Genomic DNA, 15996 nt, shown 5'->3' with positions numbered 1-15996 from the left:
TTTTCTGCTGCTATTTCTGTAGGAACTAATTAATATATAAACGTTGGTTTTTAACATCAATTATTGCAGACAACTTAGCTAAAGCGCTTACACCTATTAGGCCAGAAATCTCACCTTGCAGTGCCACAGGGTTAACTTGAGATAACAATCCACTAAAATCATCAACTAATAAAAGCGAGTCAATACTTCTACCTGCAATCATTATTATACTATGTTCAATCAAACCAATTTTTCTTATGTTACCGTTTTCTCCTACACCTTCCATCTGATTATCGTAAGAAATTTCACCAACATTGTGTTTGATTGCCATTTCTTTATCAATCATTACCTCTGTTGCTCCAGAGTCGATAAACATGTTCAATTTTATTTGATTAATCTCGATTTCGATAAAAGATAAACCAATCGCCGTAGTTTGAATGTGAGTGGCTGTATAACCTTTTAGTAACTGTTCATTTGGTAGATAAAGCTTTGCTTTTGAAACATCTAACAACAAACCAAATTTAGCCAAAATCTCTTGCCCTATTATGCCCTGTATTTCGTATTGGCTTAAACCTTGAAACATAGGGGACAAATCTTGCTCAACAAAGACAATTTCAGATTTAACTAAACCTCCAAGATCAACCTCATTTAATCTATATTTCAGCATTTCAAGAACGTGTTCTCCGGGAACGTAGCCTTGGATACTAGCTTCATTACTTAATGGTGTTAAAGACAATTTTTTAACAAGCTTTTTATCAATAACACTTGACGATGCGCCAGTATCGACAATAAATTTAGCCGTTTCCCCCTTTATAACCACGTCAACGATTAAATGACCAGAAGGTAGTAATTCTAATGCCGTCCCTTTTATTTTAGCGACTGCTTCAAAACTACAAAAATAGATAACAACGGAAATTAAACTAATTATTTTTATATTTATCATAAACATCCTTATTTTATCGTGCTTAATTTAGCATACAATATCTGCTTTAGTGGCAAAAAGCCCTTACTATTACGACAATTCAATTAATAGAAACTTATTTACTTAGTGTGAAGATTAATGACAATAACAGCAAAAGTCAGAGTGTATGGCCTAATCAGCTTAGTTTCAAAAGCTATTCAATGGCGGTAATTCAGTATATCTCTTCTAACCCAATTGTAAGCCTTGGAAACATCCCCGTGCACTGCAACCTAAAAAGAAGTATTGTTGAAACATATAGCGGCAGCGTCTATGTGCTTGAAGGCGTGGGAACAGTTGCAACGATTGACTTTCGTGATTTTGAGTTGCTGCGAATGGGTTTCAGCCCAAACCAGATCTCTCAATTAAATTCAGCTTTTAACGGAATGGTTCATTAAGACATTGATGCTTGAAAATTGAAACATTCCGCAAAATAAGAGCAATGACTCCAAGGCATTAAATTCAATTTAAAGGGTCATAGTATCGTGCCTGCATATAAATTAGAACGAACTACGATCCCACATACTTCCTCTTAGTACAAAGATTGGCTTCTTATAAATAATCTTCTATATCGAAATCGTTTAGCGGGTTTAATGTATTGACGGTTGCTTTAGGCCAAAGTTTCTTAGCAGCAGCTTCATTTGGGTACGGGTCGATCAACAGTACCTGGGTTATATTTTCACCACTTTCTTTCAAAAAATTGAGAAGTGCATAATCATATGCATTAAATGCAAAACCAAATAGTATAATTCTTTTACTATTTGATAATATTTGGTCTCCTAAGGCCCATACATTTGCTAGCTCTGGTGGTGGTGTTTTCTCTGGCGCAGGTGGAACAATAAGAGCCTTGCCTGCTCTACCGGGTTTCCCACTTGTATACTTGAATTCTGAATCCCAAGAAAGTGAGCCGTGCAGTTTAGCAAAAGGTATATTACCTGTTACATTTACATGTGCATTTTGCCAAGGAAATTGAGGATTTATACCTCTACCAAATAGTTGCTCTCCTTTAACTCCATAATTAAAGCCTTTAGTTCCTAAAGCACACTCGACTAAAGTATCGTAATTGCAAGTTAGTATTCCTAGTAAACCAAAGCTAGCTATAGAATTAATGAAATCCTTAATCTTAATTATTTGTTCATTTTCTCTAACAACTCGCTCATCGAACATAGCCGACGTATACGAACCTTGGATTCTAGTCATGAATGGTTCTGTTAGACGCCTATTCACATACCAAATAATTCGGCTACGCCTGTGTGATGACTTGTGCAAACACCAATAGATAAATTGCTCTTCCGTAGCAGTGAGGTTTTCGTTTTTCCACTTGCTCCAGTCACTTAGCAATAATTCTAGCTTTCTATTTTCCGTTTCATTTGTTGGTTCAATATCAAAATCAAACAGTTGGTTGACTAGTGGTAGATCAAATGCCCATTTAGAAAATCCTGCCCCCAAAAATAATGTAGTCACTAGCTTTTCACTTTTTTTGATGGCAATGATTTTTCTAGCCAATTGGAGTGAGATAAGTTCTTCAAAAACCAATCAATAAATGACTCAGAATATCTAGGTCTATCTGTATGATCGAAAAAAGTCGGTTTGCTTTTAACTTTATGCTTTTTCACTACCGCCCTAAACGAATAACTAGTAATACAATGAGTCGATTGCGCATCGTTTATTCTTTGAATTGCAGCTTTCTCATAAAAGGGATGTGTTAATTTAAGGTTTTTGGGTCGATCCACAAAAACAGTATGCGCCCCATCTGGGCCAGCACCAAAAGTTAAGTCACCATCTCCCGGTTTTTTAGTCAAGGCAAGCTTGTATTCAATGTTAATTGCGAAGCGGTTAGAGTCATGCTCTTGCTCAAGTTTCGTGAATTTCTTCAAAAACTTTATTACTTCATCAGTAGTTCTTTTACCGTATTCATCTTTTAGAATAGCCATATCTGGTTCAGGGCCATCAATCACTAAACTCAACATACCTACACTTTGATCAGAAAGAGGAGCATACCCCTCTTGATGAGCAAACTCTTCTTGATACAACAAAACTGATGATTGAAATAGCCTAGATAATTGAGGTTGAATCTCAGGTAAAAGTAAATGAACAGCATCGTTTCTCAAAGAAACTAGTTGATTTAAATTATCCTTATCAGCACTTTTAGAGGGGTATCGAAAGTTTATTGCTTGCCCAATTGGGATACTCCTTCCATTTTCTTCAAATAGTGAATCAAATCCTTGTGCCTTTAGTATCTGCGCTTTAAGTAAAAGTTCCCAAGCATTAGTCATCATAATGGCAAAGGCTTCAACTCTGTTTTCTAAGCTTGGTCGGTTATAAACTTCCAGAGCAACTGTAAAGGCATTTAGGCTTCTTTTAATTAGTTTTTGATATAGCTTTTCATCATCACTAAGTACTTTAGCTTGTGTGCTTTGGGAAGTTATTCTGAAGAAATCATCGTCACTTAAGGAAAGTAACCCTTGGCTGTACCAATAGGGCCTTTTGTTTTGAAATATGTACTTTCCCTTGAGGTTCTCACTAACAAATTTGCTAATGGAGTCTGATTTGTATCCAGTTTCAGCGGCAGCTTCAGCATACGTGAAGTGTGTTTTATTTTTCTCTTTTTCACGAAAAAAATTTAAAAGCTCACTTCTCTTATCCTTTTTTTTCATACTCATCCGTCCTTGTTATTATTCTACGGCTTACTTTGATGTTCACATAATAATTAAGTACTTAATAACATAAAATAAATCAGACAACACGGGCATGTGTGATTTCATGCCTCAATAATTGCCAAATGAGTCAATAGATAGCTTTGTAGAATATTCGGATACAACAGACCTAAATAGCTCTAATACCTCTACTTTAGAAACACCACCTGTAACTAGGTGAATTAGCTCATCGAAATCAAACTCAACAAAGTGATTTAACCTTGGATTCAATAAAACTCCGCGCTTCCATTCAATAGTGTTTTTTTCAATCGCCGATGCATAACTGAGCAACCAGTAAATTAATAATTGCCTGTAGTCATTAGAAGAGAAGCCTTTTGATGTACATTTAACTTCTATCAAGGAATCACCCGCAGAAAAATCACCAACGCCATTTGATATCCAGTCAAAGCCAAATATTTGAGGAGCGGTAACAATCTCATTGCCATTAGCTAGCATATGTAAACTTCTTGCCAAGTTATCTGAAGTTTTATCTATAATTGCCAATTCAGTGTCTGTTAACTGAGAAGGTATTTTTGCGTCAAAATATTTTGACTGCCTATTAATAGCAAGTTGAATACAATCCTCGATATTCACTGGGGAATGCGAAAGTGTCTGTTCAGCTCGCGCAAAAGCAATTTCAAATAACATGGCGGCATTGGTTTTAATGCAACGCATATCTTGAGGACTTATAGGTTCAATTCCAGCAAACGCTTGTGATTTTCTATTTAACAACCCAACTAGTCCCGGTAACAACCTAGGAAACAATATATCGCAAACTCCCGGAATATCTCTGGCAACCGTTCTAGGGTCTCGCATTGGAAGTCTTAAGAATCGCATGTTTCGGTCCAATGCTTAAATAAACTTCCAAAAGATGTTCCTGACTTAACCTCAATACCAACTGTCCAAGAAGTATCTGTAGTATTATTAACTTGATTTCTAAAGTGAAGCCCGTCATCACCAAATTTATGTGATGCCAACCATAGCATTCTTTGAACCTCTGCTCCTTGTGTGGACCACGTATTTCTGACAGAAATAAATGAAGGACGATCTTTCCAATGCCTCCAGCACTCTATACACTCTCTTTTGATCGTTTCATATTTGGTCTTCTTAAAAACTTCAGTAGTTACGAAAACGCTTCTGGCTTCAGTCTTCTTAAATCTAATTGCTCTTAGAAAATGTAAACAGTTTGACTCTGGTAAAAGTAGATGTTTAGAATGTGAAATTACCTCATCTAAACAAGTATCTAACATGGCATGTATAGATACAAAATCTGAATCACTTCTAAGGGCAATAACTCCTCTCATAATGGTAGGCCAAGATGCCCTAAAAGCATTTAAGTTTTGAACAGAAAGCAAAGTTCTACATAATTGAAGCGCTGTAATCGGTTCTTGTAATTTTAAAGTTCTACTAATTTGGGAAACCAAGTATGCATCTGGTTGGCTTTTACTCGTTTCAGCCGCTAACAACGCTTGGAGATCTATCTCTTTTACTGTTTGTTGTAAGTCTTCATAGTCCTGATGAGGATCATCTGTATAAGGATCAAAATATAAATCTATCTCTTTCAGCTTACTTGCTTGGTCATCACTTGCAAATAACTGTGCAGTTACAAAATCTTTATAATGCTTTGAGCTAAGTAGAGTTGTTTTACTTCTGTTTAGCGAAAGTCCATAATCAGCTAAAACATTGGAAAGTATCGAGAGTGCTTCGTAAGCTTTAGCTTGACTATCTGCAATCAGAGTAAAATCGTCAACATATCTATGCCAAATAATTCCATTTTGACTAAGTAGTGAGTCTATTGATGTCATTAAAAGCTCTGCTAAAACTCTTGCACATTGCCCACCAACAGGAAGGCCGAAAGAACGACCGGAACTTAATTGATTCAAAATACGATCTATTTGAGTACCGACTGTATTACTTTCTTCAAATAGATCATCGATACAATTTTCAACTCTGTGGTGATAAATGTGTTCGTAAAAACTAGAAATGTCAGTTTGAATTACAACTGCATTAGGAGAATCTAATAGTGACTCGCCTAGAGTAGCTTCTTTATATGCTCTCCATGATTTACTTCTGTCGAAAAATTCGACCATATCCGCTGCATATCTATATGAATGCGCCCTAGAACTTCTATAAGGCTCATTAGCTTCTGCAATTGCTATAGCTAAACCATTTAAATAAATATTCCAAAAAGGGTGTATCTTGGTGGATGTTCTGAATCCATAAGCCCCTGTAGGTGTCAAGAGCCTTTCGTGAAAGATTTGGAGCGAATTTAATTGCTTTGCTGCACTTTTTTTACCGCTTTTGTTTAACCTTTCAAAATATTCAAAAGCAATTTTTGCTAACTGTTCTGACTTTTTAGCAATGAATCGATTATCCATATTAAATGGCAAAGTATCATTGTCTCCGTGCTTACCAATCTCTTCAGCAGCTCGTTGAAAATGTTCTAACTTTATAACTTGCACAATTCACCATCCTTGATTAGTTTTTATAAATTCATTTGCATTAAATTTAACTAATTTTGTTAAATTAAGATACTAATTTTCTTATTGAAACAACCCACTCACACCTTCAGCAGAAGGATGCGTTGCTTCATAAACTTCAGACAACTTCCCCGGCACATAGCGTTTGCCATTGTTAGCCAGAAACAGTGCCTTTCCAGATCCGATGAAGGCAAACATTATGCGAATCTTTCCAATATAAAAAGCTAGCCACTCGCATCCTCGTAGACTAATTGGCACCAAACGATCTTTCTTAACTTTGCCGTGAACGCGAACCAACCTGCTGCTGATGTAAAGAATAGACTATGTACACGTCATAATAAAAAAGGTGAGCGCTAGGCTCACCTTTTCAAGATTTTATCAGTCACAAACTATATTCGACTCACAAACTACAAAAATAAAGTCACAGACTTTATTAGAGTACGACAACAACTAACAATTAATCTTTATACGTATCCACACTAGGGCAACTACAAATTAGGTTACGGTCACCGTATACATCATCAATGCGGTTTACCGTTGGCCAGAATTTATTTGCCGCTGCCGCTGGTACAGGGAATACAGCTTCTGCTGTTGTGTAGGCTCTACCCCATGACGCGTCTGTAATATCGGCTAAGGTATGTGGTGCGTTGTGAAGCGGGTTATCTTCAAGTGTCCATTCACCCTGCTCTACTTTACGTATTTCATCACGAATGCATACCATAGCTTCAATGAAGCGGTCTAATTCAGGTTTTGCTTCTGATTCAGTTGGTTCAATCATCAACGTGCCTGCCACTGGGAAAGACATGGTTGGTGAATGAAAGCCGTAATCTTGTAGACGTTTAGCTACGTCCATTTCTGTAATACCAGACGAATCTTTTAATGGGCGTAAGTCAACAATACATTCGTGAGCTACGCGGCCGTTAGCGCCGGTATACAGTATCGAGTAATGCTCGCTTAACTTCTTCGCTAGGTAGTTTGCATTAGTGATGGCAAATTTTGTTGAATCTGTTACACCTTTCTTACCTAATAAAGCAATGTATAGGTAAGAGATACATAAAATGCCTGCACTACCAAATGGTGCAGCTGAAACCGCGCCATTACCTTTTGTGGTTTCATTAACGGTAATAAGTGAATGATCAGGTAGAAACGGTGCCAAGTGTGATTTAACACCTATTGGTCCCATACCTGGGCCGCCGCCGCCATGTGGAATTGCAAAGGTTTTGTGTAAATTTAAGTGCGAAACATCAGCGCCAATAAAACCTGGTGAAGTTAAACCAACTTGTGCATTCATGTTTGCGCCATCTAAATAAACTTGGCCGCCGTTGTCATGAACAATGTTACAAATTTCACGTATTGTTGTCTCATATACACCATGTGTTGATGGGTATGTGATCATGATACATGATAAGTTGTCACGCATTTCTGTTGCTTTGGCTGTTAAGTCAGCCATGTCAACGTTACCGTTTTTATCGCAATCTACTACTACAACCTTCATACCAACCATTTGCGCTGACGCGGGGTTAGTTCCGTGTGCAGAAGATGGAATTAAACAAATATTTCTGTGCGCATCACCACGACTTTCATGGTATTTATGAATAGCAATAAGACCTGCATACTCACCTTGTGCGCCAGAGTTCGGTTGCATTGAAATGTTATCATAGCCTGTTAATTCAACTAACCAGTCGCCTAGTTCGTTGATCATCTCAATATAGCCTTGCGCTTGGTCTATCGGTGCAAACGGATGCATATTCGCAAATTCAGGCCATGACACAGGGATCATCTGCGCTGTTGCGTTTAATTTCATGGTACAAGAACCTAATGAAATCATTGAATGATTGAGCGCTAAATCTTTGTTTTCTAATTTTTTAATATAGCGAAGCATTTCAGTTTCACTATGGTGCGAGTTAAAAACAGGGTGCGTTAAAATGTCTGACTCGCGTACTAATTCAGCAGGAATTGATTGATAATCAGTACTTAAAATTTCTGCATCTAATGCTGCTACGTCTAAACCATGACCTTCGCCAAGTAGCACATCAAATAAAGTAGTAATGTCTTCACGTGTTGTTGTCTCATCAAGAGATATACTCACTTGGCCAGCAACATCTGTGCGTAAGTTAACATCAGCTGCTAGTGCACGCGCTACAACATCTTCTTTGTTATCAAGGTTAAATGTTAACGTATCGAAATAATTAGCATGAAGTGCTTTTAAGCCTTTTGACGCAGTACCTACGTTTAAAATATCCGCAAAGCGATGGATACGGCTAGCAATTGTTTTTAACCCTTTAGGGCCATGATATACCGCATAAAATGCTGCCATGTTGGCAAGTAGCACCTGTGCTGTACAAATGTTTGAATTGGCTTTTTCACGACGAATATGTTGTTCACGTGTTTGCATTGCCATACGAAGTGCGTTGTTACCACGCGTATCTTTTGACACACCAATAATACGACCAGGCATAGAACGCTTGTATTTATCACTCGTTGTGAAAAATGCAGCGTGAGGTCCACCATAGCCCATTGGCACACCAAAACGTTGGCTTGAACCAATTACCACATCAGCGCCTAATTCACCTGGTGCTTTAAGTAACACTAAGCTCATGATATCAGCCGCAACGGCTACAATGCCCTTTTTCTCATGAACGCTTTCAATAAGGGTTGAAATATCACGTACTTCGCCCGTTGCACTTGGGTATTGTAAAAGTGCACCAAATACATCATGTTCACTTACGCTGTCTGCTGGTGCCACGATAATGTCGAAACCAAACATTTCTGCTCGCTGTTTAACAACGTCAATGGTTTGTGGGTAAACTTCTTCTGCAACGAAAAATTGGTTTGATTTTTTATTTTTTGATACACGTTTAGCAAGAGCCATGGCCTCTGCAGCAGCTGTACCTTCATCAAGTAATGACGCTGATGCTAAATCTAAACCGGTAAGGTCTAAACACATTTGTTGGTAATTTAATAATGACTCTAAACGACCTTGGGCGATTTCAGGCTGGTAAGGCGTGTAAGCGGTATACCATCCTGGATTTTCTAATACATTACGTAAAATAACATTAGGTGTTAATGTGCCGTAATAGCCTAAACCAATATACGTTTTGTTTACTTTATTTTTATTGGCAACGGTTTTTAAATCGCTAAGCGCTTTTACTTCCGTTTTACTTTCTTCTATAGCCGGTAAGTCAGCTAGGCGAATGTCGCTAGGAACAATTTCGTCAATTAATGCATCAACTGATTCTGCACCAATTTCGTTTAACATCGCCTGAGCTTGTACTTCGTCAGGGCCAATATGGCGACGAATAAAGTCTTGCGTTTGTTCTAGATCTTTCAACGTAATGTTGTTTTGAGAGTGAGTAGTCATAAAACGGCTTACCTAAATAAGAAAAGTAAGTAAAAAATAAAGAAAGCCCCAAACTTATTTTCAGTGAGAGGCTTAATCTGTTGACTATTTTAAACTGCTTAAAATAGCGAAAATATTGTTATTGATTTACCAACAACAAGTCTTTAGTTAACAAAACCTGTGTTCAAACAAAAATGCTTAAAACAGATTAAAGTAACTAAATTAATCTTCGTCGATTGAGTTTTCGTAACCTTCAGCATCAAGAAGGTTTTCTAACTCGCTTGCATCGTCAAGTTTGATTTTAAACATCCAACCGTCGCCAAACGCGTCAGAGTTTACAAGTTCAGGAGAATCTTCTAATTCTTCGTTAACGGCAAGCACTTCACCTGATACAGGCGCATAAATATCTGATGCAGCTTTTACTGATTCAGCTACCGCAACATCATCACCAGTGCTAACGCTTTCGCCTACTTCTGGCAATTCAACAAATACCATATCGCCAAGTAATTCTTGCGCATGCTCTGTAATACCAATAGTAACAGTACCGTCACCTTCATTGCGTACCCATTCATGCGACGTTGCATATTTTAATTCTGAAGGAATGTTGCTCATTTTTTTAGTTCCTAATATGTCTGTAATTGTTATATATCTGTTCGACTACTCAGTCTATTTAAGACTATAGAGTAGCATAAAAATTTAATCTAATTGGCTTTTGCCGTTACGAACAAAGCTTGGTTTAACCACTTTTACGCTCACTAACTTTTTGCGCATTTCTACTTCAACAACATCACCAACTTTTACGCTGCGAGGAACGCGCGCCATAGCAATAGAATGTTGTAATGTTGGAGAAAATGTACCTGACGTGATAACGCCTTCGCCGGCTTCGGTTACTACTTTAAGGCCAGTGCGTAACACACCTTTTTCTGTCATCACTAAACCAACTAATTTCGGTTGATCACCAGCTTCACGTTGTGCCGCTAATACATCACGACCAATAAAGTTGCGCTCTGATGGCTCCCATGAAATTGTCCATGCCATGTTTGCTGCTAATGGAGATACTGTCTCGTCCATATCTAAGCCATATAGGTTCATGCCTGCTTCTAAACGCAATGTGTCACGTGCACCTAAACCACAAGGAGCTACGCCTGCATCTACAAGTTGTTGCCATAAGTCAGCCGTTGCAGCTTCTGGCACTACAATTTCATAACCACTTTCGCCAGTGTAACCTGTCGTTGCAATAAATAAATCACCCGCCTGAACACCAAAGAATGGTTTCATGCCCTCAATTGCTTGATTTTGTTCAGTTGATAAAATTGAAGCCACTTTCGCTTTTGCTTCTGGCCCTTGTACTGCAATCATGCCGTATTCAGGACGTTCGGTAATGGTAATATCAAAACCAGTAGCTTGTTTTGTCATCCAGGCTAAATCTTTCTCACGTGTCGCTGAGTTAACCACTAAACGGTAATCAGTGCTCGTAAAGTGATAAATGATCAAATCATCAATGACACCACCTTCATCGTTACACATACCGGTATATAGCGCTTTGCCCGCTACTTCAAGTTTTGCAACATCGTTTATCACTAAACGTTGCAAGTATGCTTTTGCATCAGCACCTTGAATATCAACAATTGTCATGTGAGATACATCAAACATACCCGCATCTTTTCGTACTGCGTGGTGTTCTTCAATTTGAGAACCATAGTTGATTGGCATTTCCCAACCGTGAAAATCAACCATTTTTGCGCCTGCTTCAAGGTGCTTAGCATGTAATACCGTTTTATTGGTCATGTTTATCTTCCAATTGTTGCTTGCTGTATAACCATTATGCTTAAAAAATAGCATAGGTGTTTTATCAAAATTTGCGCGCAATTATAGCGATCGGTTAACAGGTATTCAACAAATAAAGGGAGGTTAATCAAATAAAAAACCACTTTAACATCATAATCAATATTAAATTTCTAGTACCGTAACAATTAAAAATTAAATTCTATTTATAGCGTTCTAAACAGGATTGTTCTGATTTAAATTCATAGGTATTCTAATCAAACAAAATTCCATTCATCTGCTATGATGAATTTAAGCAACAACTGTATGAAATAAAGAGTAAAAAATTGAGTCGATATAATCCACAACAATTAATATCAAACGCCACAATTGGCGACACCGTTGACTTAAAACAAATATGCCGATCACTAAATTTAACCTTAAAAATTACCCCTGAACTGAGCGATCTTTGCCGTATCGCTGTTGATAAAGAACAAAAAGTGGTTATTCAATTGAATGCAAGTATTGATAAACGCACTAAATTTACCTTTGTCGCAATTGCAGCCGCTGAATATTTAATTAACAGTGCAAGAATTAATGACACTGGTGTGACTTACGATATTTTTTTTCTAAGAGATATTCATGCAAATAGAGCAACTAATTTGATCATGCTAGCCACGCGATTAGCGATTCCTGAACATATTATTGAAAAAATAGTCGATGCCAGTGAAGTACAATTTGTTAAACAACCTGAAAATGAAAAGTTCGATATTGACGACTACATTAGACAAAGTGATTATTTGCCCGATTTTATTCGCAGCGTGATCAAACAAAGCTCTTCTTCATTTTTGGTAAATACTGTCAATGCTCGATAAGCAACCATTATCACTAATTTTTCATAAGATGAGGTAAGTGGCCATTATTGCCCATCGCTTGCTTTATTAATGACGCTTTCATCGGTTTTAGTTTATTTAGCACAGACAGCCCCATACCGCGTGCCAAGGCAATAGGTACTTGTTGTGGGGCAAATGCTTGTTTGATCCCTTCCATTGCCGCAATCATGTCTATTGCATCAGCTTTACGCCAGCGCTGATACTGACTAAGTAATTTAGAACAATTAACAGACGTTGAACCTTCAGCCAACAATTGCGCTAACGCTGCCGCGTCTTTCAAGCCTAAATTAACCCCTTGACCGGCTAGCGGGTGAATAGTATGTGCCGCGTCTCCTACTAGTACAAAGCGTTCGCTAACAAACTGTTGTGCATAACGCATTCTTAACGGAAATGCTTGACGCTTACTTTGCAACGAAACAACTCCTAGCTTTCCATCACTCACAGCTGTTAGTGCTTGATTAAAGGCTTGTTCATCTAGTTGTGTTAATCGGTTTGCTTGCTCTGGACTAGTAGACCACACAATAGAACAGAGGTTATTACCATCACTTTGCAGGGGTAAAAAAGCCAGCGGCCCAGTAGGCAAAAATACTTGCCATGCCGTATTTTGATGACCTTGCTCGCATGCAACGGTCGCAACAATAGCATGATGGTCGTAATCTCGAAACGTCAAAGGAATTTTGGCTTGTGCTCTCACCCAAGAGTTTGCACCATCGGCACCAATGACTAAGTTAGCCATAATTGGTGCTTGGCTAGCAAATGTGGCAAATACTTCAGTTTCACCTTGAGTAATATGGGTAAGTTTCTCTTCAGTAAAAAACGCAATGCCATTATCTTGCTGTGCTTTTTGCCATAGCGCTGAGCGTACAATATTGTTCTCAATAATCCAGCCAAGCTGGCCACTATGATCACGAGTACTGATATCTTGCAGGTTAAAATCAAGCTGACCAAATCCACCACTGTCCCAAATATGCATTGCTTGGTAGGGTTGATGTCTTAATGTCGTTATTTGATGCCAAACACCTAAATGTTCGAATAACTGTTTACTTGCGGCATTTATAGCACTCACTCGAATATCAGGTGTTTCTGTAATATTCGGCACATTTTGCGTATCCACAATCGCGACGGTTAACGCACTTAAATGGCGTATCGCGAGTGCAGTAGCTAACCCCACCATGCCACCACCAACAATTAATACATCAAACTTTTGCATAATTTTATCAACCTATGAATGATTAAGCAGTAATCATCCTAATTCGACTATTAACACTTCGACTAATAGCCCATTGTTTTGCTAACAAAGCTATTTTTTAAGCTTTGACAATAATTTAACACTTTAAGGCCAACATTACGCCCAACAATAAGTGGCGCGTGTTTATTGGAAAAAAGTGTAACTAGCGAATCTGTTAAACCAATAATTTGCTGATGATCTTTAGAACGCTTAACCGCATACTGGCTTAGCTTTGAAAACGTCGCAATATCTTCATTTTTAACTAATTGTTCAGCAATCATATCAGCCAATTCACTAACATCGCGTAACCCTAAGTTGAATCCTTGGCCAGCAATAGGATGAATAGTATGTGACGCATTACCCACTAAAACCATACGGTGAAACACTTGTTCATTAGCTTTGACTAAATCAAGTGGGTAGCTTTCGCGCTTTCCTACGTGTTCAACACTACCTAACCAATGACCAAACGTTTGGTTTAATTGCTCAGCAAAACCTTCGTTAGGTAATTGCGATAAATAATCTGCATGCTCTGGGGTTGTGGTCCAAACAAGTGAACATTTTTGACCGTTATTATCTTGGTCAGTTAAAGGGAGAATCGCTAAAGGACCATGTTCAGTAAATCGTTCATAGGCAATATGCTGATGTGGTTTTTCAAACCGAACGTTCGCGATAATTGCTGTTTGCTGATAACTTTTCGTTACGACATCAATATTTGCAAATTTGCGGCATTTCGATTGGCCACCATCACAGCCTAATATTAATGCGGCCTGTAATAATTGCTGATCATCTAGTTGTACATCTACATGAGTAGAATGCCAGTGAATATTCTCAACTTTATTTGGTGCAAACCAAGAAACATTCTCAGCGTTTCCCAACGCCTTAACTAGCCCTTCTCCAAGTGTTGCCATTTCAATAACATAGCCTAATGCGTTAACCTGGTGTTCATGCGCATAAATACGGGCTTTACCATAATGACCGTGATCAGAAATATGAATAGTATCGATGGCAGCGGCTTGTGATTGTATTGCTTGCCACACATCCAAGGTTTTTAAATAGCTAGCACTACCGTGCGAAAGCGCCAATACGCGTGAATCAAAGTGTAATGCCGATTTTTCTTGATTTGAATTCGTATGAACATCACTTGCTTCAATAATCGCAATCGTAAGTGGTTTTCCTGATGGTGTTTTTAACCTTGATAATGCTAACGCAGACAAGCAGCCTGCTAAGCCGCCGCCCACAATCAATACATCAACTTGTTGTTTATTATTTACCACGAATAATTCCGTTACGAATTTGCTTACTGAATATGGTGTTTTTGCTTAACGTTTAGCGTTTTGCATTGTACGTTCAATGTCATCAACACTTTTTGGCACCTGCTCACTTAAATTTTCAAAACCTTGCTCAGTCACGACAATATTATCTTCAATGCGAATACCAAGGCCGCGCCACTTTTGGTCAACGTTTTGATCACCAGCAGGAATATACAAGCCCGGTTCAATCGTCATCACCATACCAGGCTGAAACGAGCGTGTTTGGCGTTTATCTTTCATCTGATAATCACCTACATCGTGCACATCTAACCCTAGCCAATGCCCTAAACCATGAATAAAATATTGTTTACAGGCTTTATCAGCGATCAATTGTGATAAATCGCCTTTTAAGATACCTAAGTTAAGCAAACCTTCGGTGAGAATGTGCTGACAAATATCATTTAACTGGCCCAAATTCGCGCCAGGTTTAATAGCATTAATTGCCGCCATTTGTGCATCAAGCACCAGTTGATAAAGCGTTCTCTGTTCAGGAGTAAACTTTCCATTAATAGGGAATGTTCGGGTAATATCAGCCGCATAACCGGCCAGTTCACCGCCAGCATCAATTAATAACAAATCACCGTCTTTTAACATGCCGCTATTATCGGTGTAGTGCAAAGTATTCGCATTGTTTCCACCAGCAACAATTGAATTATAAGCCGCAAAACGCGCACCATTACGAGCAAACTCATGTAACAGCTCAGCTTCTATTTGGTATTCAAACATACCTACTTGAGTTTTCTCCATCGCGCGTAGATGCGCTCCACCACTGATGATGCTCACTTTACGCATGACATCAAGCTCAGCATCGCTTTTGATAAGGCGTAATTCCTCAATGATAGGCTGGCAATTTACCAAAGAGTTGGGCGCACTAATGCCTTGGCGCACCTTGGCTTTCACTTGTGCTAACCAAGTATAAACTTGATCATCATGTTGAGGGTTATGCCCTTGACAGTAGCAAAGCGAATGTTTGTTCGCTAAAGCATCTTCAACAACACTGTCTATATCATCTAAACTGTACGCGGTATCAAAACCAAATTGCTCTTTTGCTACTTCGCAACCAATACGCTTGCCATGCCAAACTTCGGCAAATGGGTCTTTAGCTAAACAAAATAAAGTGGATGACACGCTACCGTTTACTTTTTCAATCATTAATACCGCATCAGGCTCAGGAAAGCCTGTTAAATAAAAAAATGATTTATCTTGGCAAAACAAATACTCCGTATCATTACTACGTGTAACTTCTTGTCCTGCAAACACTAAAGTAATTGAGTTATCAGGCAGTTGCTCAGCAAATAAGGCTCTACGTGCCTTAAATTCACTTGTTGGCATTAAGGTGTGCTTCATG

Annotated in this window: 13 protein-coding genes; 2 read left to right on the top strand and 11 right to left on the bottom strand. The window is 38.4% G+C overall.

Features of this window, described 5'->3' with window-relative positions:
* Positions 1-25 precede the first annotated feature (25 nt).
* Positions 26-922 (bottom strand): pepsin/retropepsin-like aspartic protease family protein, encoded by an 897-nt coding sequence (locus Q4489_RS07265; protein WP_303478485.1) that lies wholly within the window; start codon positions 920-922, stop codon positions 26-28.
* A gap of 179 nt (positions 923-1101) precedes the next feature.
* Between Q4489_RS07265 and Q4489_RS07260 the strand changes: the two genes are divergently transcribed.
* Positions 1102-1335 carry a hypothetical protein gene (locus Q4489_RS07260; RefSeq protein ID WP_303478483.1) on the top strand — a complete coding sequence of 78 codons (234 nt, stop codon included), beginning with the start codon at positions 1102-1104 and terminating at the stop codon, positions 1333-1335.
* A gap of 154 nt (positions 1336-1489) precedes the next feature.
* On the opposite strand, the gene Q4489_RS07255 is transcribed toward Q4489_RS07260, so the two are convergent.
* From Q4489_RS07255 to gcvT, 7 genes are all read right to left on the bottom strand, one after another.
* A complete protein-coding gene (locus Q4489_RS07255) occupies positions 1490-2401 on the bottom strand; it encodes a hypothetical protein (RefSeq protein WP_303478482.1) in 912 nt (303 codons plus the stop codon).
* A complete protein-coding gene (locus Q4489_RS07250) occupies positions 2401-3594 on the bottom strand; it encodes a DUF3644 domain-containing protein (RefSeq protein WP_303478480.1) in 1194 nt (397 codons plus the stop codon). The genes Q4489_RS07255 and Q4489_RS07250 overlap by 1 nt, the downstream gene beginning before the upstream one ends.
* A gap of 111 nt (positions 3595-3705) precedes the next feature.
* Positions 3706-4470: a hypothetical protein gene (locus Q4489_RS07245; protein WP_303478479.1), complete on the bottom strand. Its 765-nt coding sequence runs from the start codon at positions 4468-4470 to the stop codon at positions 3706-3708.
* On the bottom strand, positions 4458-6095 hold the full coding sequence (locus Q4489_RS07240; protein WP_303478478.1) for an RNA-directed DNA polymerase: 1638 nt from the start codon (positions 6093-6095) through the stop codon (positions 4458-4460). The genes Q4489_RS07245 and Q4489_RS07240 overlap by 13 nt, the downstream gene beginning before the upstream one ends.
* A 475-nt stretch (positions 6096-6570) precedes the next feature.
* Entirely contained in the window at positions 6571-9474 is a 2904-nt protein-coding gene (gene gcvP, locus Q4489_RS07235) for an aminomethyl-transferring glycine dehydrogenase (RefSeq protein ID WP_303478476.1), read from the bottom strand.
* Positions 9475-9675: 201 nt separating this feature from the next.
* Positions 9676-10065, bottom strand: a complete 390-nt coding sequence (gene gcvH, locus Q4489_RS07230; RefSeq protein ID WP_303478475.1) for a glycine cleavage system protein GcvH — start codon at positions 10063-10065, stop codon at positions 9676-9678.
* 84 nt (positions 10066-10149) lie between these two features.
* Positions 10150-11241: a glycine cleavage system aminomethyltransferase GcvT gene (gene gcvT, locus Q4489_RS07225; RefSeq protein ID WP_303478473.1), complete on the bottom strand. Its 1092-nt coding sequence runs from the start codon at positions 11239-11241 to the stop codon at positions 10150-10152.
* 323 nt (positions 11242-11564) lie between these two features.
* On the opposite strand from gcvT, the gene Q4489_RS07220 reads away from it, so the two are divergent.
* Positions 11565-12092 carry a hypothetical protein gene (locus Q4489_RS07220; RefSeq protein ID WP_303478471.1) on the top strand — a complete coding sequence of 176 codons (528 nt, stop codon included), beginning with the start codon at positions 11565-11567 and terminating at the stop codon, positions 12090-12092.
* 13 nt (positions 12093-12105) lie between these two features.
* On the opposite strand, the gene Q4489_RS07215 is transcribed toward Q4489_RS07220, so the two are convergent.
* The 3 genes from Q4489_RS07215 to pepP all read right to left on the bottom strand — a co-directional run bounded on the left by Q4489_RS07215 (position 12106) and on the right by pepP (position 15995).
* Positions 12106-13320, bottom strand: a complete 1215-nt coding sequence (locus tag Q4489_RS07215; RefSeq protein WP_303478470.1) for a UbiH/UbiF/VisC/COQ6 family ubiquinone biosynthesis hydroxylase — start codon at positions 13318-13320, stop codon at positions 12106-12108.
* Positions 13321-13382: 62 nt separating this feature from the next.
* On the bottom strand, positions 13383-14612 hold the full coding sequence (gene ubiH, locus Q4489_RS07210) for a 2-octaprenyl-6-methoxyphenyl hydroxylase (RefSeq protein ID WP_303478468.1): 1230 nt from the start codon (positions 14610-14612) through the stop codon (positions 13383-13385).
* 45 nt (positions 14613-14657) lie between these two features.
* Entirely contained in the window at positions 14658-15995 is a 1338-nt protein-coding gene (pepP, locus tag Q4489_RS07205; RefSeq protein ID WP_303478467.1) for a Xaa-Pro aminopeptidase, read from the bottom strand.
* Between the last annotated feature and the right edge of the window lies 1 nt (position 15996).

The sequence above is a fragment of the Thalassotalea sp. 1_MG-2023 genome, assembly GCF_030546745.1.
Classification (GTDB): domain Bacteria; phylum Pseudomonadota; class Gammaproteobacteria; order Enterobacterales; family Alteromonadaceae; genus Thalassotalea_C.
This window is presented reverse-complemented; position numbering and strand designations above follow the sequence as displayed.

Coding starts and splice junctions, on each gene's coding strand:
- gcvH (WP_303478475.1), bottom strand. CDS start 10,065: ATGAGCAACATTCCTTCAGAATTAAAATATGCAACGTCGCATGAATGG.
- Q4489_RS07260 (WP_303478483.1), top strand. CDS start 1,102: ATGGCGGTAATTCAGTATATCTCTTCTAACCCAATTGTAAGCCTTGGA.
- Q4489_RS07265 (WP_303478485.1), bottom strand. CDS start 922: ATGATAAATATAAAAATAATTAGTTTAATTTCCGTTGTTATCTATTTT.
- Q4489_RS07245 (WP_303478479.1), bottom strand. CDS start 4,470: ATGCGATTCTTAAGACTTCCAATGCGAGACCCTAGAACGGTTGCCAGA.
- Q4489_RS07215 (WP_303478470.1), bottom strand. CDS start 13,320: ATGCAAAAGTTTGATGTATTAATTGTTGGTGGTGGCATGGTGGGGTTA.
- pepP (WP_303478467.1), bottom strand. CDS start 15,995: ATGAAGCACACCTTAATGCCAACAAGTGAATTTAAGGCACGTAGAGCC.
- gcvT (WP_303478473.1), bottom strand. CDS start 11,241: ATGACCAATAAAACGGTATTACATGCTAAGCACCTTGAAGCAGGCGCA.
- gcvP (WP_303478476.1), bottom strand. CDS start 9,474: ATGACTACTCACTCTCAAAACAACATTACGTTGAAAGATCTAGAACAA.
- Q4489_RS07250 (WP_303478480.1), bottom strand. CDS start 3,594: ATGAAAAAAAAGGATAAGAGAAGTGAGCTTTTAAATTTTTTTCGTGAA.